Here is a 23,723-nt window from a genome sequence, read left to right on the forward strand (position 1 = left end):
AATCGCTTAGGCGACAATACCCAGAATGTCCGATTCCTTCATGATGAGCAGGTCTTCACCGTCGACCTTGACTTCGGTGCCCGACCACTTGCCGAACAGCACGCGATCGCCGGCCTTGACGTCCAGCGGCGTGACCTTGCCGTCTTCGGCCTTCGAACCCGAACCGACGGAGACGATTTCGCCTTCCTGCGGCTTTTCCTTGGCGGTGTCGGGGATGATGATGCCACCGGCCGTCTTCGCTTCCGCTTCAATGCGGCGAACGAGAACGCGGTCATGCAACGGACGGAATGCCATGATGATTGCCTTTCCCTTTGTGCTGGGATGGGTCCGGCGTGGCCCGCAAGAGGAATGCCCCCGTGCGATATTGTGCCCCGCCTTGTCCTTCTCCCGATGAACTCTCTCACTTGTTAGCACTCGCGGATGGAGAGTGCTAGCGGCATGCATATGGAAAAGTCGTTTCGCCGGTCAAGGGCGGGACGGGATAAAAATTTTCGCCGTCCCGATGGATCGGGGATCGATCGGACCGGCACGCAGGCCATAGCGCAATCACCCCGCCCCGTCATGCCGGGCGCGACGGACCGCACGACGATTGCGACGCGACAGGCGGCAGGACGGGTAACAGCATAGGGCCACGCGCCCGTCGAAGTTCACAGTGTAAACGGGGTTTCCGGGGTCTTTGCACCGCCAACGCGCCGGGAACGCGTCGACTACGCGCCTGCCGCGCGTCGGGGGTGTGGGGGTGCGGGTCAGTGGCGCGCGCCCGTCATGCGGCGGCGAAGCGACGGCGACGCGGCACATAGGCGCCTGCCGCGCATCGATGAGGCTACAGGCGAGGCAGAGGCGGCGATGCGAAGAAAGGCGCTGGTCCATCGCGCAGGGTAGATCAGAAATCGGGCATGTAGGACAGTATCGGCGACGCGAGCATCTCCGTCATTGCGAGCGGAGCGAAGCAATCCATCTCGCGCCAGTGGATTGCTTCGCTCCGCTCGCAATGACGATATCCGGCTTTGACAGCTAAGTAACGACCAGTTTTTGCCGCTAATCGAAACTATCGCCTTGCCCATGAGCTGACATTGCGGCGCCCCATCGTGGGGCGCATATTACTGATATGAAAAAGCGTAATCTGCTCGCCGCGACCGTTATTTATATCCTTACTGCCTTTATGGTTGTTGTAATCTCGGCGATGATGGCGGGTGATTGCTCAACAGCCTTGACCGATGAAGTTTATCGGTCCTGCTCAGCCAGAGCGGATGGCAGATTGTTCTATGGTTTTATAGCTTCGTTGGGCCTTTATCCGATATTCCTTGCACTCTGCATTCGACGATCAAAGCGACGGAACCCCTGAAGCGGCTTTCGACCATTCTTGGCCACTCCCCAAAATCTTCCGTATCGCTGAAACCGGACACTCATTCAGGTGGCACATTGAAGGCTGCATCACCAAATCTAGCCAATAAAGCTTATTGAAGGATAGAAACAGCCGGGCGTTACTTGTCCTGCTTACATGCAAGATCGGCGGCGTAGACCCTCCAGCCGGCAACCACTGCATCGCGTTGACGACTCGAACCGCCGTTCACAATTGATCCGAAGCTCTCGCCGGTGATTTGATTGAGCACCGCATCAAGTCCATCCCCGACCTGCTCTGGCCCGTAGTGACGCATCCCCTCGAACGCGTCTGGGGCGTGGTTCACGAGGGAGATCGCCTGCGTGCGTAGATGGCGACGATCATCCATCTGCGCAATGATAGCAGGCACTGCTACGTAACCCAACGCTTCAAGCTGGTCGAATACATGCTGCTGCTGATCGCCATCGACTGACCGAGATTGGCGATGAGCGCGCGCACCTTCGCGAAGTGGGGAAGCGTGGTATTGGCCCGCCACGATGCGACGATCTTCGCCTGCCGTGAAGCTTCGGCGCGTGTAGCGGCGACCGTCAGGTCAGTTGCCCGCTTCAATGCGTCCGGCGTATAGCCAGCGAAGTATAGGCTAACAGGACCATCATCTCCTCGGTTAAGAAATAGGATGGCCGGTTCGCCAGCTAAGCCAAGCATCGCAGCATTAGATAGCTTGTATGTGGCATCCTGCGGATAGAAGCGGACAGTAGCACTGCTCATGTCTTCGCCTTTCACGACGCTCTCGACCTTTATAGGGATGTCCAGATACCCCGGTGACGGCTTTGCCGCTTCCTCGGTAAGTCGTTGCTTCGGCACATCCATCTTGCCGATAAGCACAATGCTTGACCCAGCGAGCAGCGTGGCGATCTTTGGGTCCGATGGGCAGAGCCGCGCTGAGACAGGCGAGGAGTTGGAGGTTGGAGAGACGCCCAATCCAAAAACAATCGCGAGCAGTGTAATCCGCATGATCATGATGATGACGATGCCACTTCTGGCGCAAGCTCGCTATCGACGATTGTTGCCGCTTGATTTTTACTGTCCAAGGTAAGCTATCGTCGCTCCTCTCTCCAAAAGCTGACTGTCGCAAATCCACCCCACTCCGCCATCTCAGCGACGGGTGGGAATGGTCGAGTTTGCCTCTCTCCCATTGCCCGGCGATTGCGGTATGTCCTTATTCATGTCGGGTCGGGAATCTTTGATGGCTGGGGCATCCCGCACGCGCGTCGATGGTTGGACGGCGCATAAGCGATAAGAGGAGAGCGCCATGTCCTATGCCACGATCGTCGCCGCCGTCGATGTCAACGCCCCTGACCTCGCCCGTGCCGCCATTGCCGGCGCGGCCGATGTGGCGGGGCACCAGGGCGTCGTCCATCTGCTCTATGTCCGCTATTATCTGCCGACCCGCTATTCCGAACTGCTGGACGGCAGTTTCGACGAGAATGAGGAGCGTGATGCGCTGGCGGCGATGAAGACATGGGCGAGCGAGGCCGGGCTGGCGCCCGATCGCACCCATTTCCTGACCCGGCGCGGGCGGGTGCGCGACGAGGTGCTGAGCGAGGCGGCGCGGCTGAAGGCCGACCTGGTGGTGATCGGGTCGCACCAGCCCTCGCTCACATCCAAGATGCTGGGGTCCAATGCGTCGGCGATCATCCACCAGTCGCCGGTCAGCGTGCTGGTGGTGCGGACGCAGGCAGCGGGTTAGCAGAAATAATCAACAGGGGTTGAGCGGCGCTCGGTTGCGGCGGGCGGGCGCCGTTCCTACCTGCCGGGCATCCCAGGCCTTTATTGGAACAGGCCCTTATCGGAGCGATGCCTGCATGACCGACAGCTATACCCCGCCCGCCGTCTGGATTTGGGACAAGGATAAGGGCGGCGCCTTTGCCAATATCAACCGGCCGATCGCCGGCGCCACCCATGACAAGCCATTGCCGGTCGGCCCGCATCCGCTCCAGCTCTATTCGCTGGGCACGCCCAATGGGCAGAAGGTGACGATCCTGCTGGAGGAATTGCTGGAGGCGGGCGTCACGCAGGCCGAATATGATGCCTGGCTGATCCGCATCGGCGATGGCGACCAGTTCGGCAGCGGCTTTGTCGACGTCAATCCCAACAGCAAGATCCCCGCGCTGATGGACCATAGCGTGTCGCCGCCGCAGCGCGTGTTCGAATCCGGCGCGATCCTGCTCTATCTGGCCGAGAAGTTCGGCAAGTTCCTGCCGACCGATCCGGCCAAGCGCACCGCGGCGCTGAGTTGGCTGTTCTGGCAGATGGGCAGCGCGCCGATCCTGGGCGGCGGCTTTGGCCATTTTTTCGCCTATGCGCCGGAAAAATACGAATATCCGATCAACCGCTACACGATGGAAGTGAAGCGGCAGCTGGACGTGCTGGACCGGCATCTGGCGGACAACGAATATCTGGCGGGCGACGAATATTCGATCGCCGATATCGCGGTGTGGCCCTGGTATGCGGGCGTGCTGCTGAACCGGGTCTATGGCGCGTCGGAGTTTCTGGACGCGGGCAGCTACAAGAACGTGCTGCGCTGGGCGAAGCAGATCGATGCGCGCCCGGCGGTGAAGCGCGGGCGGATCGTCAACAAGACCAACGGGCCGCTGGAGGATCAGTTGCACGAGCGGCATGACGCGGGCGACTTTGCCACGAAGACGCAGGACAAGCTGGAGGGGGTGGCCTGACACCCATTCCATAGCTTCCGTTCGTTTCGAGCCTGTCGAGAAACGGGAAGCACGGACGGAGGGGCATGATGCAAGGTCACGCACCGGCCCCTCCACCGCCTGTGGCGGTCCCCCTCCCCAAGCCAAGCTTGGGGAGGAATTCCATCAATAGCCCACGGTGAAGCGCTGGCGGACGTGCCGGGGCGCCTCGATCTCGTCCACGAGCGCGATGGCATAGTCGGCATAGGAAATGCTGCTATTGCCCTCGCCATCGACCAGCAGCTGGTCGGTGCCGAGACGGAATGTCCCCTTGCGATCACCGACGAAGAACAGGGCGGAGGGCGAGAGGAAGGTCCAGTCGAGATCGTCCACGCCGCGCAGATAGGCGAGGAAATCGCCGCCGCGACCAGCTTCGGCCTTATAGGCTTCGGGAAAGTCTGGCGTGTCGATCAGCTTGACGCCCGGCGCGACCTCCAGGCTGCCGGCGCCGCCGACCACCAGATAGCGGGCCACGCCCGACGCACGCACCGCGCCGACCAGCGATGCCGGATCGGTGTCAGCGAACATGACGGCGCTGACCACCGCATCATGGCCGGCGAGCAGCGCGCTGAGCGCGGCGGCATCATTGACGTCGCCAGCGATGGCGGTGACGCCGGCATCCTGCACAGCCTGTTCGGGATGGCGCGAGATCGCCGTCACCTGATGTCCGCGGCGGGCCAGCTCCGCGCTGATTTCCCGCCCCGCACGGCCGCTGCCGCCGATGATCGCGATCTTCATGTTCCATTCTCCATGGGTAGTTACCAATGGAAACCAGATAGCGATCCTGATATCATGGTCGCAAGAAGGCACTTTGCCATCACCTGGTTACGCCGAGGAAACCGCCTGCCATGACTGCGCCCACGCCCCTGCCCCGCACTGGCGACGCCTATGATCCCGATTGCCCGACCCGCCATGTGCTGGACCGGATCGGCGACAAATGGGCGGTGCTGGTGATGCTGACGTTGAAGGACGGGCCGGTGCGATTCAACGATCTGCGCCGGCGGATCGGCGCGATCTCGCAGAAGATGCTGTCCCAGACATTGAAAAGCCTGGAGCGCGACGGACTGGTTAGCCGCGCGGCTTATGCCACGGTGCCCGTGACGGTGGAATATCGGCTGACGGAGATGGCGCAGGGGCTGATCGGCATATTGGACCAGATCACCCGCTGGGCCGAGGGCCATGTCGGCGCGATCATGGATGCGCGCCGGGCGCATGACGCGCGCGAGGTCGAGGCCGCCTAACCGGCCTGGGTGGCGCGCTGGCCCTGTGACGCGGTGCGTTCACGCCACCAGCGGTTGATGCGGCGGGCGGCGGGACGCTCCACGCCATAGGTGAGCGCGCTCGCCAGCAGCAGCGAAGCAGCGGTTGCCAGCAGGAAGCCGATCCAGGTCGACAGGCCGGCGCGATCGACCAGGTTCATGATCGCCAGCCCGGCATTATGGTGGATGAGGTAGAGCGCGTAGCTGATCGCCCCCAGCCAGAGCAGCAGCCGATGGCGCAGGAAGGGCAGCCAGCCGCGCAGCATCGCGGCGAAGATCGCCATCACCAGCAGCGCGGCGACCAGATATTCGCGCGGGTCGGCCCAGGCGATCGTCGCCAGCGCCGCCACGAAGAAGGGCGCCTGTTGCCCCCAGCGACGATGCCCCGACCAGATGCGGTAGAAGAGCATGCCGATGATGAAAAAGGGGATATAGTCGAGCACCAGCAGCATGACGAGGCGGCTGGGCATGGCGTGCCAGCCGGCGATTGCGGCCTTGATCGCGAGCCAGCCGAGCAGCAGCCATTCGAGCCGGGCAAAGCCGCGCCCCATCCAGATCGCCAGCATGCAGCAATAGAAGGCGAGTTCGACGCCCAGCGTCCAGTAGACGCCGTCGACCGCAGGCAGATAGAAATAGCCCTGCAGCATCGTCATGTTGACCGGGATCACCCAGGCGGGCGGCAGCAACTGGCCGGCGCCGAGCAGCAGGACGATGCCGATCGAGAGCGCCATCGCGGCCCAATAGACCGGGAAAAGCCGGGCGAAGCGCTTGACCGCGAAATCGGCGGCGCTGCGCGTTCCTTCCAGCGAGAAGGCGATGACGAAGCCGGAAATGGCAAAGAAGAGCAGCACGCCATAGCCGCCATGTTCGAACAAGGGCGGCAGGCGATGCCCATGCGGGAAGAGCTTGGGGTAGATGTTGAAATAATGGAAGAGCAGCACGGAAAAGGCCGCGATGCCACGCAGCGCGTCCAGTTCCTGCAATCGCGTCCTGCCCTGCCCCATCATCCCCCTGCCCTACGCCCCCACGCGATAAGATTGGGTAAATTTGCGTGAACGATAGCGCCCGCGCCGGGGCGCCGGCATCAATTGCCGTCGGCGTCGACCATGAACTGCATCGGCTTACCGCGCGATTCCGGTTCCCAGCCGGCCGCCAGCGCCGCGCGCACGCCGCGCGCGACGATGGCATCGTTGATCTGGAGCCGGCCGCGCGCCAGTCCTTTGAGCAGGCGCTTGGGCGGCGGAAATTCCAGCACCGCGCCGCGCTGCGTCCCCTGCTGCTGCAGGGCGACGGTCATGCCGCGCCAGCCATCGGCATCGCTCCATTGCGGTTCGCGCCGCACTTCCCAATCATAATGCGCGCCGTCGACCAGGACGGTGCCACTGTTGTTGCTGTTTGACATGATGATCGCCCTATAGAGCATCATCCATTCATTCTGAATGGATGATGCTCTACTTTCCTTTTATTTTCCGCATTTTCCGAGCCAGCAGATGATACCATCTGCTTCGAAAATGCTCTAGCCTGCCGCCCTGACGATGTCAGCCCAGGCTTCTTCGCTAATCACCTCGATACCGAGTGCCGTCGCCTGCTTGAGCTTCGATCCCGCACCCGGACCGGCGACGACCAGATCGGTCTTGGCACTGACCGATCCCGCCGCCTTGGCACCCAGGCGCTCTGCTTGCGCCTTGGCCTCGTCGCGGCTCATCGTCTCCAGCTTGCCGGTGAAGACGACGATCTTGCCGGTGACGGCGCTGGCGGTGGTCTCGACGACATAATCGGGCGGCGACACTTCGCTCAGCAGATCGTCCCACGCCTCGACATTATGGGGTTCGTGGAAGAAATCGGCGAGCGCATGGCCCACGGCAGCGCCGACATTCTCGACCCCGATATGTTCGGCGATCGCCTTGTCCTTCTTCGCCGGCGTCTCATAGGCCTGATCGCGCAGGGCAATGATCTCGTCGGCCAGGGTGCGGAGCGCTGGAAGCGTGGTGTAGCGCTTGAGCAGGTCGCGCGCGGTCACGGCGCCGACATGGCGGATGCCAAGGCCGAACAGCAGCTTGGCGGCATCGGGCGCGCGCTTCGCCTCGATCGCGGCGAGCAGATTGTCGACCGACTTTTCCTTCCAGCCCTCACGCCCCAGCAGTTCACCGGCATGGGTGCGCAGGCGGAAGATGTCGGCCGGCTCCTTGATCCAGCCAAGGTCGAGAAATTCCTCGATCGTCTTTTCGCCCAGCCCCTCGATATCGAGCGCGGCGCGGCTGACGAAATGGCGCAGCCGCTCGAACCGCTGGGCGGCGCAGATCAGGCCGCCGGTGCAGCGATAATCGACTTCCTCCTCCTCGCGCACCGCTTCCGATCCGCAGACCGGGCAGTGAGTGGGGAAGGGAAAGGGTTCGCGTACTTCGTCGCGGGTCAGATTGTCGACCACCTGCGGGATGACGTCGCCGGCGCGCTGGACGACGATGCGGTCGCCCGGCCGCACGCCCAGCCGTTCGATCTCGTCGGCATTGTGGAGCGTGACGTTGGAGACGACGACGCCGCCGACCGTCACCGGGGTCAGGCGCCCGACCGGGGTCAGCTTGCCGGTGCGGCCGACCTGGATGTCGATCGCCTCCAGCGTGGTCTGGGCGCGTTCGGCCGGGAATTTATGGGCGATCGCCCAGCGCGGCGCCTTGGCCACGAAGCCGAGCCGCTGCTGCCAGTCGAGCCGGTCGACCTTGTAAACGACGCCGTCAATGTCGAAGGGCAGGTCGGCGCGGGCGCGTTCGATCGCGCGATAATGGGCCAGGATCGCGTCGATGCTATCGACGCAGACCAGCATGTCGGACACGGGCAGACCCCAACTCGCAATCGCCTGCATCACGCCCAACTGGGTGTCGGCGGGCAGCGCGCTATGGGCGCCCCAGCCATGGGCGAGGAAACGTAAGGGACGGCTGGCAGTGACGCTGGCGTCCTTCTGGCGCAGCGATCCGGCGGCCGCGTTGCGCGGATTGGCGAACTGGCGCGCCTTGTCGGCATCCTCCGCCTCGTCCAGCAGCCGCTGGTTGAGGGCGACGAAATCCGCCTTGGCCATATAGACCTCGCCCCGCACCTCGAACAGGTCGGGGATGGCTTCGCCGGTCAGGCGCTCAGGGATGTCGGCGATGGTGCGGACATTGGCGGTGACATCCTCACCCGTGGTGCCGTCGCCGCGGGTCGCGGCCAGCACCAGTTTGCCCTGCTCATAGCGCAGCGAACAGGACAGGCCATCGATCTTCGGTTCGGCGGTCATCGCCACCGGCGCATCCTCGGCCAGTGCCAGGAAGCGGCGGACGCGCGCGGCGAACTCGGCGATATCCTCGTCGGCAAAGCCATTGTCGAGGCTCATCATGCGGACCGCGTGCGGCACCTTCTTCAGTGCCGAGGTGGCGGCAGCGCCGACCTGTGCGTTGGGCGAGTCGGCGCGGATCAGGTGCGGGAAGGCCGCCTCGAGCGCGTTATTCTCGCGGATCAGCGCGTCATAGTCCGCGTCGCTGATCTCCGGCGCGTCCTGGTCATGATAGAGGCGGTTATGCTTCGCCACCTCCCTGGCAAGGCGCATCAGGCGGTTGGCGGCTTCGGCTTCGGTAATTTGCGTAGGATCAGTCATTTATTCAGATGCTCAAACAAGGCGAGGATAGAGAAAAAAGCCACCAATAGCGCGCTGACGATCACATAAGCTATCAAAAGTGGCTTCAAAGAACGGTTCTTCAACATTCCTCCAACGAAAAACGGCAGAAACAACACACCCAGCGTAACAGGGATCGAAAATAGGAATTGCGCCAACGTAAGTGGCATGCGCTACGCCCTCGTCGAGAGCGCCCTGCAAAGGCGGGCACCCGGTTGAAACTATGATATCAGAATTCAGATTCCTGCCACCGGCACCGTCTCGAAATGCTGGGGAAAGCCGGCGATGATCGGGCGCGCCTTGGCGATGGCAGCGCGGACGGCGGGGAGTTTCAGCGAGGCGGCGTGGCTTTCGCGGCTGTCCCAGACCTCGGTGATCCAGAGCGCATCGGGATTGGCGGTGTCGAGCGCGACGACATAGGAGAGGCAGCCGGGCATCGCGCCGATCGCATCCTTGAGATAACCGACCAGTTCGTCGCGCTTGCCCGGCGTGCTGAGCATCTGGCCGATCAGGCCGTAGCGCGGCTTTGCCTCCTGCGCAGCGGCGGGGATGGCCGTTGCGGCCAGCGTCGCGGCGGTGAGGCCGAGCATGTCTCTGCGATTATGGGTCATGCGGCTATCCTATCCCCTCCGTTCGTCCTGAGCGAAGTCGAAGGACGCGCCGAGCGGAGCGAGGCGCCTTCGCTTCGCTCAGGTGAAGGCTTCGACTTCGCTCAGCCCGAACGGTATGTGAAACGCGCGAATTGGCAAGCCTCAAGCTTCCAGCAGCCGTTCCGCCTGTGCGCGGGCTTCAGCGGTGATTTCCGCGCCGGAGAGCATGCGGGCGATTTCCTCGCGGCGTTCGCCATCGCTCAGCGCATGGACGCCGGTGCGCGTCACCGTGCCGTCGCTCGATTTCGCGATCAGCATATGGCCGGCGCCGCGCGCCGCGACCTGCGGGCTGTGGGTGACGACCAGGATCTGGTTGCTCTGTGCCAGGCGCGACAGGCGCTCGCCGATCGCATCGGCCACCGCGCCGCCGACGCCCCGGTCAATCTCGTCGAAGATCAGCGTGTCGGCCCCGCCCCGCTCCGCCAGCGCAACCTTGAGCGCGAGGATGAAGCGGGACAGTTCCCCGCCCGAGGCGATCTTGGCGAGCGGCGCGAAGGGGGCACCGGGATTGGTCGAAATCTCGAACTCGACCCGGTCCATGCCGGCGCCGCTCCATTGCCCTTCTTCGAGCGGGGCTACGACGGTGCGGAAGCGGGCGGCGTCGAGCTTCAGCGGCGCCAGTTCGCCCGCGACCGCCGCATCGAGCCGGCCTGCGGCGAGTTGGCGTTCGGCCGACAGCGCCTGGGCAGCGGCGCGATAGGTTGCGGCCTTTTGCGCGACATCGGCTTCGAGCGCGGCGATATGCTCCTCCCCACCCTCGATCGCGGCGAGGCGGGCGGCCATCTCGTCGCGCAGCGCGGCGAGATCGTCGGGCGCGACCTGATGCTTGCGGGCCAGGCCGCGCAGGTCGAACAGCCGGGTCTCGATCGCGTCCAGCCGGGCGGGGTCGAAGCTCAGCGCCTCGGCCGCCTCGGCCAGCTTGTCCTCCGCCTCGCCCGCTTCGATCACGGCGCGGTCCAGCGCCTCCAGCACGGCGGAGAGCGGTTCATATTCGCCCGCGATCCGGTCGAGCCGGCGGGCGGCCTGCCGCAACTGGGCAAGGCCACCGTCGGAGCCGGTCAGGCAATCGGTGACGGCGGACAGGTCATCGGACAGGCGCGCGCCCTTCTGCATGGTCGCGCGCTCCTCCGCCAAAGTCGCTTCCTCGCCGGCTTCGGGCGCGAATTTCGACAGTTCGGCGACGGCATGGTCGAGATAGTCGCGATCGCGCGCGGCATTGGCGACGGTGTCGCGCGCCTGCGCCAGATCGGCGGCGGCGGCGCGCCAAGCGGTGTAAGCGGTGGCGACCGCCTCCGCCTCGCAGCGGCCATAGGTGTCGAGCAGGGCGCGGTGGCCGCGGGCGTTGAGCAGGCCGCGATCGTCATGCTGGCCGTGGATCTCGACCAGCGCGCCGCCCAGGTCGCGCAGCAGCGCGGCAGAACAGGCCTGGTCGTTGATGAAGGCGCGGCTGCCGCCATCGGCCTTCACCGTGCGGCGGATCAGCAGCGGTTCACCGGCTTCGATCTCGATGCCATTGTCGGCCAGCAGCAGCGCGGCGCGATGTCCGGCGGGCGGCGGATCGAAGCTGGCGGTGACGCTGGCCTGCGCCTCCCCTGCCCGGACAAGGCCGCTGTCGGCGCGGGCGCCCAATGCCAGCCCCAGCGAATCGAGCAGGATCGACTTGCCCGCGCCGGTTTCACCGGTGAGGACGGACAGGCCGGCGCCGAACTCCAGGTCCAGCGCCTCGATCAGCACGACATTGCGGATGGCAAGCGAGGTCAGCATGGCGCCTGTCTACCTGCCATCGCACAAAAGGGGAACAAATAAAGCGTGCGCCTCAGCTCTTGACCGGATGCTGCTGCATCAGCTTGTAGCTGCGCTCATACCATTTGGTGCCGGGATAGTTGCGGCCCAGCACGGCGGCGGCCTTCTGCGCTTCGGCCGGGATGCCGAGCGAGAGATAGGATTCGACCAGACGCTCCAGCGCTTCGGGCGTGTGGGTGGTGGTCTGGAACTTGTCGATCACGGTGCGGAAGCGCAGCGTGGCGGCGAGCCACTGGCCCCGGCGCTGGTAGAAGCGGCCCAGCTCCATTTCCTTGCCGGCGAGGTGGTCATTGACCAGGTCGACCTTCAGACGGGCGTCGGCGGCATAGCGGGTGTCGGGATAGCGGCGGATCAGTTCGCCCAGCGCATCCATCGCCTGCTGCGTGATCTTCTGGTCGCGGGTGACGTCGGCAATCTGCTCATAATAGCACAGCGCGATCAGATAATAAGCGTAGGGCGCGTCCTTGTTGCCGGTGTGGATCGACAGGAAGCGCTGCGAGGCCGCGATCGATTCCGGATAGTCGCGGTTCATATAATAGCTGAACGCCGACATGAGCTGCGCACGGCGCGCCCAGGGCGAATAGGGATGCTGGCGCTCGACCTCATCGAACAGTGCGGCGGCGAGCTTGTACTGGCCGCGATCGAGGCGGGCCTTGCCGCTGTTGTAGAGGGTCGACACGTCGCGGGCGACGTAGAGGGTGTCGGCCTTGTTCTTCGATGTGGAGCAGCCGGTCAGCACAGGCGAGGCGATCAGGACCAGAGTGGTGGCCGCGCCGATGCGCGTCAGGGTTTTCGTCAGCATGCGCCGGGTCATAGCCGAGCGGATCGCCGTCGCCAAGCGCCAGAATGTTGCAGAACGTTAAGCCGTGTCAGCGCGTCTGTTGCGGCAGGTCGAGGCAAGCCATGGCGCCGCCATCCGGCGCAGGTTCCAGCCGGAAGCGGCCGCCAAGCTGCTGCGCCAGCGCGACGGCAATGCGCAGGCCGATGCTGGTCGGTCCGTCGGGCATGGTCCCGTCCGGCAGGCCGCGCCCGTCGTCGACGATGCGCAGTTGGAGCGCGCCGCCCGTCTGCTGTTCCAGCGTCACCGCGACGCGGCCGGCGCGATCGGGCAGGCCATGTTCGATCGCGTTGCTGACCGATTCCGCCACGATCAGCGCCAGCGGCACGATGACATCGGGTTCGAGCGACAGGCCATCGGGCGCGCAGATGGTGCAATCAATATCGGTGCGGCCGGACGCATCGACGATATCGGCGCAGAGCATGACCATGAAGGCGCGCAGTTCCTGCCCCTGCCCCGAGGGATCATAGAGGGCGCGGCTGATCTTGCCAATCAGGGCGAGGCGGGCGGCGGCATCGTCCAGCGCGCGACGGGCGACATCATTGTCGATCTGGCGCCGCTGGAGCGAGAGCATGGCGGCCACCACCTGAAGATTGTTCGACACGCGGTGCTGGAGTTCGCGGAACAATAATTCGCGATTCTCGGCCAGGGCGCGGCTGCGCTCCCGCTCCACCGCCAGGTTGAAATTGGCGCGCTGCATGAAGTGGATGAGCAATATGTCGACGGCCACGACCATCGTGTAGAAGATCAGCGCCATCGCGACGCCGGGGTTGAAGGCCAGCGCATAGAAGGGCGGGATTAAGCAATACCAGGACAGCAGCCCGCCGATGATGGCGGCGAAGATGCCCGGCCGCACCCCGAACAGGAAGGAGGAGAGGATGACCGCCGGGAAGAAGGTGACGAAGGGATAGCCGACCGGCAGCAGCGTTTCCGCTGCAACCCGCACCAGCCAGGCGAGCAGGCAGAGCAACAGGCTCAGCGCATAGCCATAGACCGGTCTTGGAAGCACGAGCGGCAGGCGCTCGACAAACCGCTCATTGCTGCGTTGCATGGACATTCCCCCGGAACCGTGACGCGACCGTATCAGATGTCGCCCCCCGCGCCTTGATCGAAATCAGCCCTGACGGGATTCGTCACGAAAAAGGGCGCCCGGCCAAGCCGGACGCCCCCTTTTCCTGTCAGCGATGATGCTGCCGATCAGTCCTGGGTCAGGAAGTCGGGCAGACCGGCGTTGGAGCCGTCATCGTCGCCCTTGCCTTCGCTGCGCGGGCCACGGTCGCGGCGCGGGCCACGATCGCCACCACGACCGCCACGGTCGCCGCCGTCACGGCGCGGGCCGCGACCACGATCGCCGCGATCACCACGGTCGCCGCGCGGTTCACGCGGTTCGCGGGCCGGACGGGTATCTTCCAGTTCCTCGCCGGTTTCCTGGTCGACGACGCGCATCGACAGGCGAACCTTGCCGCGCGGATCGATCTCGAGAACCTTGACCTTCACTTCCTGGCCTTCCGACACGACGTCGGTCGGCTTTTCGACGCGCTCGTTCTTAATTTCGCTGACGTGGACGAGGCCGTCCTTGCCACCCATGAAGTTCACGAACGCACCGAAGTCGACGATGTTGACGACCTTGCCGGTGTAGATCTTGCCGACTTCCGCTTCCTCGACGATGCCGAGAATCCACTTCTTGGCAGCTTCGATCTGGGCGGTGTCGGACGACGAAATCTTGATGATGCCTTCGTCGTCGATGTCGACCTTGGCGCCGGTTTCGGCGACGATCTCGCGGATGACCTTGCCGCCGGTGCCGATGACGTCACGGATCTTCGACTTGTCGATCTGGATCGTCTCGATGCGCGGGGCGTGCGCCGACAGTTCGGTGCGGGTCGAGGACAGGGCCTTGTTCATCTCACCCAGGATGTGGGCGCGACCTTCCTTGGCCTGGCGCAGGGCGGTCTCGAAGATTTCCTGCGTGATGCCGGCAACCTTGATGTCCATCTGCATGGTGGTGATGCCGGCTTCGGTGCCAGCGACCTTGAAGTCCATGTCGCCAAGGTGATCTTCGTCGCCCAGGATGTCCGAGATGACGGCGAAGTCGCTGCCTTCCAGGATCAGGCCCATGGCGATGCCCGACACCGGACGCTTCAGCGGAACGCCCGCATCCATCATCGAGAGCGAACCACCGCAGACGGTGGCCATCGACGAGGAACCGTTCGACTCGGTGATGTCCGAGAGAACGCGGATGGTGTAGGGGAATTCGTCCTTGGTCGGCAGCACCGGGTGCAGCGCACGCCAGGCGAGCTTGCCATGGCCGACTTCACGACGACCCGGCGCACCGAAGCGGCCCACTTCACCGACCGAATAGGGCGGGAAGTTGTAGTGCAGCATGAAGTTTTCATAGTGCAGGCCAGTGAGGCCGTCGATCATCTGCTCGGCGTCCTTGGTGCCCAGCGTGGTGGTGCAGATCGCCTGCGTCTCGCCACGGGTGAACAGGGCCGAACCATGGGTGCGCGGCAGGAAGCCGACCATCGCCTCGATCGGACGGATCTGGGTGGTGGTGCGGCCGTCGATGCGCTGGCCGTCCTTCAGGATGGCGCCACGGACGATCTCGGCTTCCAGCTTCTTGGTCAGCTTGATGCCGGCCATCACGGTCTGGGCGTCGAGGCCGTCTTCCGTGAACATCGCCTTCGCCTTGGCGCGGGCTTCGTTCAGGGCGTTCGAGCGGGCCGACTTGTCGGTCAGCTTGTAGGCGGCGGCGATGTCGCCACCGATCAGATCCTTGAGCTTGGTCTTCAGCGCGCCGAGATCGTCGCCCTTGGCCATTTCCCACGGATCCTTGGCGGCCTTTTCGGCCAGCTGGATGATCGCGTCGACGACCTTCTTGCTCGCTTCATGGGCGAACAGGACGGCGCCGAGCATGACGTCTTCCGACAGTTCCTTGGCTTCGGATTCGACCATCATCACGGCGTTGCTGGTGGCAGCGACGACCAGGTCGAGTTCGCCGGTCTTCACTTCGTCCAGCGACGGGTTCAGCTGATATTCGCCATCCTTGTAACCGACGCGGGCAGCGCCGATCGGACCCATGAAGGGCACGCCCGACAGGGTCAGGGCAGCGGAAGCAGCGATCATCGCGACGATGTCGGGCTCGCTCTCGCCATCGAACGACATCACCTGGGCAATGACGTTGATTTCGTTGTAGAAGCCTTCGGGGAAGAGCGGGCGGATCGGACGGTCGATCAGGCGCGAAACCAGGGTTTCCTTCTCGGTGGCGCCACGCTCACGCTTGAAGAAACCACCCGGAATGCGGCCGGCGGCCGAATATTTTTCCTGATAGTGAACGGTCAGCGGGAAGAAGTCCTGGCCGTCCTTCACCGACTTGGCGGCGGTCACGGCGCACAGCACCACGGTTTCGCCATAGGTTGCCAGCACGGCGGCGTCGGCCTGACGCGCGATCCGGCCGGTTTCGAGGGTCAGCGTCTTGCCGGCCAGCTCGATCGAAACTTTCTTTACATCGAACATATATGTTCCTTTGCCCACCTGGCCCTATTGCCGGGCGGGGCCTCATATGCGGACGAAACCGGTCCGCGGCGGTTGTGGAGCATCGTGTGGCCCCTGAAACGAAACGGGGCGCCGGATTGCGCCCGTCCCGAATGACATCCCCAAAAGGACGTCCGTTAGAATCGGAAACGGCCCCGAATGGGGCCGTCCCTTATTAGCAGGCTTACTTACGCAGGCCCAGCTTGGTGATGAGGTCGGTGTAGCGAGCCGCATCCTTCTTCTTCAGATAGTCCAGCAGCGAACGACGCTTGTTGACCAGCATCAGCAGGCCGCGACGGCTGTGGTTATCCTTGTGGTGACCCTTGAAATGCTCGGTCAGGTTCGAGATGCGCTCCGACAGGATCGCAACCTGGACTTCCGGCGAACCGGTGTCGCCTTCGACGCGGGCATGTTCCTTGATCAGCGCTTCCTTGCGCTCTGCAGTGATCGACATCGGGCTTCCTTTCGTATCTAGAGATTGAAGCCGCGCACCACCCGGATCTCCGGGCCACTGGACTCCACCAGCGCGACGGGCGTATCGCCCAACATCGCCAGCAGGAGACCGGTGTGCGGTTTCCCCATGAGCATCTTCCCCTGTCGGAGTGCCAATGCTTCATCGGGAGAGACTGCAAGAGCCGGGATATCGTCCAGCCCTGCCGTCAACGGGAGCATAAGCTCGCCGATGTCGCCGCCCCTAGCAGCTTCGTCCAGTTTGTCCAGCGAAATCGCGGTTTCCAGGGTGAAGGGCCCGGCCTTGATCCGCCGCAACATGGTGACATGGCCGACCGTGCCGAGCGCCAGCGCGATGTCGCGGGCAAGGGAGCGGATATAGGTGCCCTTGGAGACATGGGCACGCAGGGTGACGGAGGCGAGTGCGCCCTCTTCCTGTTCCTGCCCCGCGATCGCCAGCGCATGGATCGTCACCGATCGCGTCTTCATCTCCACTTCCTCCCCCTTGCGGGCGAGGTCATAGGCGCGCTGTCCGTCGATCAGGATCGCGCTATAGGCGGGCGGCGCCTGCTCGATCGGGCCGGTGAAGCGCGGCAGGATGGCTTCCAGCTGCGTCAGCGTCGGGCGCACCTCGCTTTCCGCGATGACCTTCCCCTCCAGATCGAGCGTGTCGGTCTGTGCGCCGAAGGCGATGGTGAAATCATAGATCTTGTCGCTGTCGAGCATCCGGCCGGCCAGCTTGGTCGCCTCGCCGATCGCGATCGGCAGCACGCCGGTCGCCAGCGGATCGAGCGTGCCGCCATGGCCGACCTTCCATTTCTCCGTCCCGCCCAGCACCTCGCGCTGGGTCCGCAGCGCGCGCTTCACTGCGCTGACCGCCTGGGTCGAGCCAAGGCCATGGGGTTTGTCGAGGATGATCCAGCCGTGCATGGCGGCGCGCTCTATAGCGCCCGCCCTGCCCTGTCAGCCCTTATCGCATCCTTACGTCCGTTCGTTTCGCGCCTGTCGAGAAACGGAGGCCAATGGAAGGAAGGATGAAACGCCTTGCCGATCAGCCATTTCCCCCTGCCCCGCGCTCGGCTATTCCGGCCCCATGACGATCAAGCTCATCTGCCTCGATGCCGACGATACGCTGTGGCACAATATGCGCCATTTCAACGCGACCCAGGAGGCGCTGACCGACATGTTGCAGCCCTTTGCCGATGTCGATGTGACGCGCGAGCGGCTGATCGCCTGCGAGATCCGCAACCTGCCGCTCTATGGCTATGGCGCCAAGGGCTTCACCCTATCGATGATCGAGGCGGCGGTGGAACTGGCCGGCGATCAGCTGTCGACCGCGATGATCCAGGACATATTGGCGGCGGGCCGCGTGCTGCTGGCCCATCCGGTCGAGCTGTTCGACGGGGTGGAGGAGACGCTGGAGCGGCTGGCGGACATAGGCCCGCTGGTGCTGGTGACCAAGGGCGACCTGCTGCACCAGGAAAGCAAGCTGGCAGCATCGGGCCTGGGCGACCTGTTTTCCGGGATCGAGATCGTCAGCGACAAGAAGGTCGACACTTTCCGCACCCTGTTCGCCCGCCATGGCATCGCCCCCGAACAGGCGGTGATGGCCGGCGATTCGATGCGGTCGGACATATTGCCGGCGCTGGAGGCCGGCGCCTGGGCCGCGTTCATCCCGCAGGAGGGCGCCTGGTCGCATGAGCGGGCACAGCCGCCGATCGGCGCGGCCCGCTATACCCAGTTGGAACGGCTGGGCGAACTGCCTGACTGGATTGCCGGCATCAACTGAAGTTCAGGCGGCGCGCGCGGCCCATTCGTCGGCGAGGATCGAATAGATCACCGTGTCGCGGACATGGCCGGTCCAGGTGATGCGCTGCTTGCGCAATATGCCCTCGCGCACGGCGCCCAGCTTCTCCACCGCCCTTTGCGAGCGTATGTTGCGGGCGTCGACCCGAAGTTCGATGCGATGGAAACCGCAGGCCAGCGCCCGGCCGATCAGCAAGGGCTTGATCCGGCTATTGAGACCGGTGCCGCGGGTGGCCGGCGTCATATAGGTGAGGCCGATTTCCAGCGCATTGTCGGCGGGATGGACATTGAGGTAGCCTGACATGCCGACCGGCTGGCCATCCGCCAAGATCAGGAAGGCATTGCGGTCTGCGCTGGTCAGCGTCGCGTCGAAGGCGGCATCGAAATCCGGTCCAGCAAAGCGCACGGGATAAATCTCCCATACCGGATCGTCGACCGGACAAATCCCGCGCAACGCCTCGCGATGATGGTCGGCCAACTGCTCCAGATGAAGGCCGGGCGCGTCGATCGGCGCCAGCAGATCGTCCATCCGGCTCATCCGCGCATCTGCTCGACGAAATGGCGACGGCACAGCGCCACATAACGGTCATTGCCGCCAATCTCGGTCTGGGCGCCCTGGCGGATCGCGCGTCCCGACGCATCGACACGCAGGTTCATCGTCGCCTTGCGGCCGCAATCGCACACCGTCTTGATCTCGGTCAGCGCATCGGCGAGGCCGAGCAAATGGGCGCTGCCCTCGAACAATTCCCCCTGGAAATCGGTGCGCAGGCCATAGCAGAGGACGGGAATGCCCAGGCTGTCGCTAACCGCGGCGAGTTGCCAGACCTGATCGCGGGTCAGGAACTGCGCCTCGTCCACCAGCACACAGGACAGTGGTGTCGTGTCATGCTGGGCGGCGATGGCGGCGAGCATGTCGACGCCCGGCTCGAACAGATGCGCCTGCGCCTCCAGCCCGATGCGCGAGGCGATCCGGCCATGGCCGAAGCGATCGTCGACAGCCGCGGTCCACAGCATCGTCGCCATGCCGCGTTCCTGATAGTTGAAGCTCGACTGCAGCAGGGTCGTCGATTTGCCCGCATTCATCGAGCTATAATAGAAATAGAGCTTCGCCATGGCCGCGCTTTAGCGCAGCGTGGGCGCAACGCCAGCCAGGAAACGCACCAGCGCGTCGGCGAGCGCGATCCGCTTGTCGGAGAAGCTGTGATCGGTCGGCCAGACCATCAGGCGGGTATTGGGATTGGCCGACTGGGCGTCCGCCCCGACCTTGCGCGCCATCGCGCCAATCCCCCGGTCCGCGCCGATGATGGTCAGCGGCCGGCGGCCATAGCCGACCAGCTTGCGGCCAAGGTCGAACTTCTGCGCATCGCCCTTGATCTCGGCGGTCAGGCTTTCATAGCTGGCGCCCGACAGCGGCGGCAGGTCGCCCGCCACCTCCGCTTTCCAGCCGGCCTCCCCCTGTGGCGTGGCGAGCGCGGCAACGGTCTGGGCCGGATCCCAGGGATCGATCAGGAACAGCCCGGCGACGCGCGGTTCTGCGGCCGCCGCCTCCGCCGCCATGAAGCCGCCCATGCTGTGGCCGGCGACCACGATCGCGCTGGTGTCGATACGATATTTGGCGACGGTCGAGGCTTCCTCCAGGAACAGCAGCGCGTTGAACGCATCCTCCGCCGCGTTGGTGAAGGAAAAGATGCCGGGGCTGCCCCACGATCCGCGATAATGGAGGGTTAGAACATTCCAGCCGGCGCGGCGCGCGGCCTGAGCCAGATCCAGATTCTGCTCATTGCCCGGAAAACCGTGCAGCAGCAGCAGGGTCGGATGCACGCCGCTGCCCGCCGCGACATACATGACCGCATTCATCGCCCCCTCGCCCGAGGGAAGGACGAACGCGTCCATCCGCGCGGGATTGGCGGCGTCGGGCGCGGGATCGGTGATGACGGCGGGATGGGTGGCAGGTTCGCGGGCGATGGCGGGCGTAGCCAATGCCAAGGCGGCCATACTGATTATCCCGCTCATCTTCATGCGTCTGCCCCTCTTGATCTTCCGGTTCCGGGAAAGACGCTGTTAGCGCTGCCGCACCGTCGCGTCGACGCTGGAAACATTCCGCGACCGGACAAGATATGGCAAGACGCGCCACACAATTGCTGGAGCAAACACATGGCGACCGCGCAAGCCCGTGAAGCCTGTCTCGATCCCATCGTCCTCGTGCAGGACCGATATAGCGGTGCCTATAGTGGCGGGGCATGGCTTGCACTGGCGGAGGGCGATCGCTCCTACGAGGAGGCTTCGCGGATAGGCTGGATCATGAGCCACGGTCCCAGCGGCAATGACCTGGAGGCAGCTGCGTTTTGGCAGGCTCATCCAGCCTGGATTGCTACAGGTAAAACGCCCGACGAGGCGATCGCGCGTTTACGCTCTCAAAATTCCATCGCAGCCATGGCGTAGCCCTCCCCCGGAACAGCGCTCCGGGGGCCAGCCTTTCAATCTTCGCTCTCATCCTGCTCCAGGTCGCGGGCAACCTTGGGGTCGCGGAGCAGCTTGTCGATATGGCTGCCCTCGTCGAAGCTCTCGTCCGACAGGAATTTGAGCTTCGCCGCATATTTGAGGCGGATGCGGTGCGCGACTTCGCGCTGGAGATAGGCGGTGTTGGTGCGCAGCGCCTTGAGCACCGCTTCCTCATCCTTGCCGAGCAGCGACTTGATGAAGACGGTGGCGTGGCGCAGGTCGGGCGACATGCGCACTTCGGTGACGCTGACCACATGCTGGCTCAGCACATCGTCATGCACGTCGCCGCGCTGGAGAATGTCGGAAAGGACATGGCGCACCTGTTCGCCGACGCGCAGCAGGCGGACAGAGGGGCCTTCGGATTGTTGTTGAGCCATAGTCAGACCTTAAAAAACATATCGTCGAGCGAAACATTCAACTCCATGGCCAGCTTGCGCCAGAGTTCCACATTCGCGCTTCTCTTATTGCGTTCTACATTACTGAGATGGGCATGCGTCGAGCCCACCCGTTCCGCCAAAACTTTCAGCGTTAAGCCCCGATGTTTTCGCCATGCGCGTAAAGGGCTTTCCCCGGCCATCATTCCATCGACCACTTTCGCGGGAAGATATTCCTCGCCCTCATCGCGGCGCGCCTCAGCCTCTGCAGCTGCTATCATGTCAGCCTTATCCTCCGCGATCTCGACAAGCCGCTGATAATCCTCAATCGGCAGCATCGCGATCTTCTGGCCCGCGATCTCGACAATCTGAACGGTCATGGGTTCACCTCATAAGCCGATCCGCGCGGCGCTATATCGTCAATCCACAGAATATCCTGATCAAAACGGAAAATCACGCGCCAGTCCTGAACCCGCAAGCGATATTCCGGGCGCCCCTGAAGACGCTTCACATTGGCTTCCAGCGATGCGGGATCGTTCGCCAACTCGTCAATCTTCTGCCGAATAAGCGTTCGCTTGTTCGATCGCAGCAGCGCTCTCATCGCCGTCTTCGAGAAGCGGATATCCACATCCGCAAATTATAGGCACGGCAAAGGCCGGTCAAGAAATTTAGCTCACAGCTAAATTCCTCGACCGGCCTTCTGTAACTCACAGCGTGCGTGCGCGCTCTTCGACTTCGAACAGTTCGAGCGTATCGCCCGGCTTGATGTCGTTGGTGTCCTGCAGGACCGCACCACACTCCATGCCGGCGCGGACTTCGGAGACATCGTCCTTGAAGCGACGCAGCGACGCGATGTTGGTGCGCGATACGATGACATCGTCGCGGGTGAGGCGCGCGGCCAGACCCTTGCGGATGATGCCGTCGAGGACGAGCAGACCAGCGGCCTTGTCCTTCTTGCCGGCCGGGAAGACCTGCAGCACCTCGGCGCGGCCGACGATCGTCTCGATCCGTTCGGGGGCGAGCTGGCCAGCCATTTCGCCGCGAACTTCCTCAAGCAGGTCGTAGATCACGTCATAGTAGCGCAGGCTGATCTTCTCGCGCTCGGCGAGCTGACGGGCCTTGGCATTGGGACGGACGTTGAAGCCGATCAGCGGCGCGCGGCTGGCAGCGGCCAGCGTGACGTCGCTCTCGGTGATCGCACCGACGCCCGAATGCAGGATGCGAACCTTGATCTCGTCGGTCGAGATGCGGTTGAGCGAGGACACGATCGCTTCGACCGAACCCTGCACGTCGCCCTTCACCACCACCGGATATTCGATGACCTTGGTGTTCAGCGCCGAGAACATATGCTCGAAGCTGGTCGGGGCAGCCGTGGTGCGCTTCTTGGTCGCCTGTTCCTGACGATAGGCAGCGACTTCGCGGGCGCGGGCTTCATTCTCGACGACGGTGAGCTGGTCACCGGCCATCGGCACGCCCGACAGACCCAGAACCTCGACCGGGGTCGAGGGACCAGCGACCTTAACCTGCTGGCCCTTGTCGTTGATCATCGCGCGGACCTTGCCGCTTTCCGAACCGATGACGAAGGTGTCGCCGATCTTCAGCGTGCCCTTGCGGACCAGCACGGTCGCAACCGCACCACGGCCCTTGTCGAGCTGTGCCTCGATCACATTGCCTTCGGCGTCGCGATCGGGGTTGGCGGTCAGTTCCATGACCTCGGCCTGGAGCAGGATCTTGGTGATCAGTTCGTCAAGGCCGGTCTTCTTGAGCGCCGACACTTCCACGTCCTGGACGTCACCGCCCATGTCCTCGACCACGATTTCCTCGCTCAGCAGGCGCTCACGCACCTTCTGCGGGTTGGCGTCGGGCTTATCGCACTTGTTGATCGCGACGATCATCGGCACGCCAGCAGCCTTGGTGTGGTTGATGGCTTCGATCGTCTGCGGCATCAGGCCGTCATCGGCCGCCACCACGAGGATGACGATGTCGGTGACGTTCGCGCCACGGGCACGCATTTCCGAGAAGGCTTCGTGACCCGGCGTATCGAGGAAGGTGATGAGGTCACCGCTCTTCGTCTTCACCTGATAGGCGCCGATATGCTGGGTGATGCCGCCGCTTTCGCCGGCCACCACGTCGGTGCCGCGCAGCGCGTCGAGCAGCGAGGTCTTGCCATGGTCGACATGGCCCATGATGGTCACGACCGGGGCACGCGGCTTGAGCGTTTCGGGTGCGTCAGCCTCGCCTTCCATGCCGATTTCGACGTCGGCATCCGACACGCGCTGGATGCGGTGGCCGAATTCCTCGACCAGCAGCTCCGCCGTATCCTGATCGATCGGCTGGTTGAGCGTGACGGCGGTGCCCATCTTGAACAGGGCCTTGACCAGGTCCGCGCCCTTTTCGGCCATACGGTTGGCCAGTTCCTGCACGGTGATGCTTTCGGGCACCACGACGTCGCGGCTCTGCTTCTCGCGCGGCTGGCTGCCGCCCGAATAATGGGCACGACGTTCCTTCTCGCGAGCGCGCTTGAGCGCGGCGAGGCTGCGGGCACGGGCGCTGTCGTCGTCCGCAAGCGCGCGGGTGACGGTCAGCTTGCCGGACTGGCGGCGATTGTCATCGTTGCGCTTGGCACGATCGGGCTTCGCCGGTTCGGGGCGTTTGACCGGCGCGACCGGGGTGAAGCGGCGCGGCGGCGGCATGGTCGAGCTGGTGGTGGCCGGTGCGGCGGGCGCAGCCGGGGCAGCAGCGGCAGGCTCGGCTGCAGCAGCCGGCGCG

At 64.1% G+C, this 23,723-nt stretch carries 27 protein-coding genes; 5 read left to right on the top strand and 22 right to left on the bottom strand.

What is annotated here, in order from left to right; translation table 11 throughout:
* Positions 1-6: 6 nt before the first annotated feature.
* From groES to A0U87_RS06185, 3 genes are all read right to left on the bottom strand, one after another.
* Positions 7-294, bottom strand: a complete 288-nt coding sequence (gene groES / locus A0U87_RS06175) for a co-chaperone GroES (RefSeq protein WP_004211301.1) — start codon at positions 292-294, stop codon at positions 7-9.
* 1,190 nt (positions 295-1,484) lie between these two features.
* Positions 1,485-1,730 (bottom strand): hypothetical protein, encoded by a 246-nt coding sequence (locus tag A0U87_RS06180; protein ID WP_048939438.1) that lies wholly within the window; start codon positions 1,728-1,730, stop codon positions 1,485-1,487.
* A 23-nt stretch (positions 1,731-1,753) separates the two neighbouring features.
* A complete protein-coding gene (locus A0U87_RS06185) occupies positions 1,754-2,362 on the bottom strand; it encodes a hypothetical protein (RefSeq protein ID WP_137405291.1) in 609 nt (202 codons plus the stop codon).
* Between the two features lie 292 nt (positions 2,363-2,654).
* Here A0U87_RS06185 and A0U87_RS06190 point away from each other — a divergent pair, with 292 nt between their 5' ends.
* Both A0U87_RS06190 and yghU read left to right on the top strand, forming a co-directional pair.
* Entirely contained in the window at positions 2,655-3,092 is a 438-nt protein-coding gene (locus A0U87_RS06190; RefSeq protein WP_048939441.1) for a universal stress protein, read from the top strand.
* 115 nt (positions 3,093-3,207) lie between these two features.
* Positions 3,208-4,077 (top strand): glutathione-dependent disulfide-bond oxidoreductase, encoded by an 870-nt coding sequence (gene yghU, locus A0U87_RS06195; RefSeq protein WP_048939442.1) that lies wholly within the window; start codon positions 3,208-3,210, stop codon positions 4,075-4,077.
* A 144-nt stretch (positions 4,078-4,221) separates the two neighbouring features.
* Here yghU and A0U87_RS06200 read toward each other — a convergent pair whose 3' ends face one another.
* Entirely contained in the window at positions 4,222-4,833 is a 612-nt protein-coding gene (locus A0U87_RS06200) for an NAD(P)-dependent oxidoreductase (RefSeq protein ID WP_048939443.1), read from the bottom strand.
* Between the two features lie 110 nt (positions 4,834-4,943).
* Here A0U87_RS06200 and A0U87_RS06205 point away from each other — a divergent pair, with 110 nt between their 5' ends.
* Positions 4,944-5,336, top strand: a complete 393-nt coding sequence (locus A0U87_RS06205; protein ID WP_048939444.1) for a helix-turn-helix domain-containing protein — start codon at positions 4,944-4,946, stop codon at positions 5,334-5,336.
* Here the strand turns inward: A0U87_RS06205 and A0U87_RS06210 are convergent.
* The 11 genes from A0U87_RS06210 to truB form a co-directional block, all read right to left on the bottom strand.
* The gene (locus tag A0U87_RS06210; protein WP_048939445.1) at positions 5,333-6,361 is read right to left on the bottom strand and encodes an acyltransferase; all 1,029 of its coding nucleotides are present in this window, start codon (positions 6,359-6,361) and stop codon (positions 5,333-5,335) included. The genes A0U87_RS06205 and A0U87_RS06210 overlap by 4 nt on opposite strands.
* Before the next feature lie 77 nt (positions 6,362-6,438).
* The gene (locus A0U87_RS06215; protein WP_004211293.1) at positions 6,439-6,756 is read right to left on the bottom strand and encodes a hypothetical protein; all 318 of its coding nucleotides are present in this window, start codon (positions 6,754-6,756) and stop codon (positions 6,439-6,441) included.
* Positions 6,757-6,870: 114 nt separating this feature from the next.
* Entirely contained in the window at positions 6,871-8,982 is a 2,112-nt protein-coding gene (ligA, locus tag A0U87_RS06220) for an NAD-dependent DNA ligase LigA (protein ID WP_048939446.1), read from the bottom strand.
* Complete coding sequence (locus A0U87_RS06225; RefSeq protein ID WP_048939447.1) at positions 8,979-9,170, bottom strand: hypothetical protein; 192 nt, start codon at positions 9,168-9,170, stop codon at positions 8,979-8,981. Before A0U87_RS06225 ends, ligA begins: the two co-directional genes overlap by 4 nt.
* A gap of 66 nt (positions 9,171-9,236) precedes the next feature.
* The gene (locus A0U87_RS06230; protein ID WP_037511323.1) at positions 9,237-9,611 is read right to left on the bottom strand and encodes a putative quinol monooxygenase; all 375 of its coding nucleotides are present in this window, start codon (positions 9,609-9,611) and stop codon (positions 9,237-9,239) included.
* A gap of 141 nt (positions 9,612-9,752) precedes the next feature.
* Positions 9,753-11,414, bottom strand: a complete 1,662-nt coding sequence (gene recN / locus A0U87_RS06235; RefSeq protein ID WP_048939448.1) for a DNA repair protein RecN — start codon at positions 11,412-11,414, stop codon at positions 9,753-9,755.
* A 52-nt stretch (positions 11,415-11,466) separates the two neighbouring features.
* A complete protein-coding gene (locus tag A0U87_RS06240) occupies positions 11,467-12,255 on the bottom strand; it encodes an outer membrane protein assembly factor BamD (RefSeq protein WP_037492082.1) in 789 nt (262 codons plus the stop codon).
* 67 nt (positions 12,256-12,322) lie between these two features.
* Positions 12,323-13,342, bottom strand: coding sequence for a histidine kinase dimerization/phosphoacceptor domain -containing protein (locus A0U87_RS06245; RefSeq protein WP_137405292.1), 1,020 nt, complete (start codon positions 13,340-13,342; stop codon positions 12,323-12,325).
* 146 nt (positions 13,343-13,488) lie between these two features.
* Entirely contained in the window at positions 13,489-15,804 is a 2,316-nt protein-coding gene (gene pnp / locus A0U87_RS06250) for a polyribonucleotide nucleotidyltransferase (protein WP_137405293.1), read from the bottom strand.
* Between the two features lie 202 nt (positions 15,805-16,006).
* Positions 16,007-16,276, bottom strand: a complete 270-nt coding sequence (gene rpsO / locus A0U87_RS06255; protein WP_010337408.1) for a 30S ribosomal protein S15 — start codon at positions 16,274-16,276, stop codon at positions 16,007-16,009.
* A gap of 17 nt (positions 16,277-16,293) precedes the next feature.
* Entirely contained in the window at positions 16,294-17,202 is a 909-nt protein-coding gene (gene truB / locus A0U87_RS06260) for a tRNA pseudouridine(55) synthase TruB (RefSeq protein ID WP_048939449.1), read from the bottom strand.
* Positions 17,203-17,365: 163 nt separating this feature from the next.
* On the opposite strand from truB, the gene A0U87_RS06265 reads away from it, so the two are divergent.
* Entirely contained in the window at positions 17,366-18,061 is a 696-nt protein-coding gene (locus A0U87_RS06265) for an HAD family hydrolase (RefSeq protein ID WP_137405294.1), read from the top strand.
* A 3-nt stretch (positions 18,062-18,064) separates the two neighbouring features.
* Here the strand turns inward: A0U87_RS06265 and A0U87_RS06270 are convergent, their stop codons facing one another.
* Genes A0U87_RS06270 through A0U87_RS06280 form a run of 3 tightly spaced genes read right to left on the bottom strand, consistent with a single transcriptional unit; the run spans position 18,065 to position 20,097 of the window.
* Complete coding sequence (locus A0U87_RS06270) at positions 18,065-18,607, bottom strand: GNAT family protein (RefSeq protein ID WP_048939459.1); 543 nt, start codon at positions 18,605-18,607, stop codon at positions 18,065-18,067.
* A gap of 5 nt (positions 18,608-18,612) precedes the next feature.
* Positions 18,613-19,191 (bottom strand): thymidine kinase, encoded by a 579-nt coding sequence (locus A0U87_RS06275; protein ID WP_048939451.1) that lies wholly within the window; start codon positions 19,189-19,191, stop codon positions 18,613-18,615.
* Positions 19,192-19,200: 9 nt separating this feature from the next.
* A complete protein-coding gene (locus A0U87_RS06280; RefSeq protein ID WP_048939452.1) occupies positions 19,201-20,097 on the bottom strand; it encodes an alpha/beta hydrolase in 897 nt (298 codons plus the stop codon).
* Between the two features lie 135 nt (positions 20,098-20,232).
* Between A0U87_RS06280 and A0U87_RS06285 the strand changes: the two genes are divergently transcribed.
* The gene (locus A0U87_RS06285; protein ID WP_048939453.1) at positions 20,233-20,520 is read left to right on the top strand and encodes a hypothetical protein; all 288 of its coding nucleotides are present in this window, start codon (positions 20,233-20,235) and stop codon (positions 20,518-20,520) included.
* A gap of 35 nt (positions 20,521-20,555) precedes the next feature.
* On the opposite strand, the gene rbfA is transcribed toward A0U87_RS06285, so the two are convergent.
* From rbfA to infB, 4 genes are all read right to left on the bottom strand, one after another.
* The gene (rbfA, locus tag A0U87_RS06290) at positions 20,556-20,957 is read right to left on the bottom strand and encodes a 30S ribosome-binding factor RbfA (RefSeq protein WP_048939454.1); all 402 of its coding nucleotides are present in this window, start codon (positions 20,955-20,957) and stop codon (positions 20,556-20,558) included.
* 2 nt (positions 20,958-20,959) lie between these two features.
* Positions 20,960-21,334, bottom strand: coding sequence for a helix-turn-helix transcriptional regulator (locus A0U87_RS06295; RefSeq protein ID WP_048939455.1), 375 nt, complete (start codon positions 21,332-21,334; stop codon positions 20,960-20,962).
* Positions 21,331-21,555: a type II toxin-antitoxin system RelE/ParE family toxin gene (locus tag A0U87_RS06300; RefSeq protein WP_240700507.1), complete on the bottom strand. Its 225-nt coding sequence runs from the start codon at positions 21,553-21,555 to the stop codon at positions 21,331-21,333. Before A0U87_RS06300 ends, A0U87_RS06295 begins: the two co-directional genes overlap by 4 nt.
* Positions 21,556-21,661: 106 nt before the next feature.
* Positions 21,662-23,723 (bottom strand): translation initiation factor IF-2 (gene infB / locus A0U87_RS06305; RefSeq protein WP_137405295.1); only part of this gene is annotated, 2,062 nt, incomplete at its 5' end.

The sequence above is a fragment of the Sphingobium sp. MP9-4 genome (assembly GCF_005281675.1).
In the GTDB taxonomy this organism is placed as follows: domain Bacteria; phylum Pseudomonadota; class Alphaproteobacteria; order Sphingomonadales; family Sphingomonadaceae; genus Sphingobium; species Sphingobium yanoikuyae.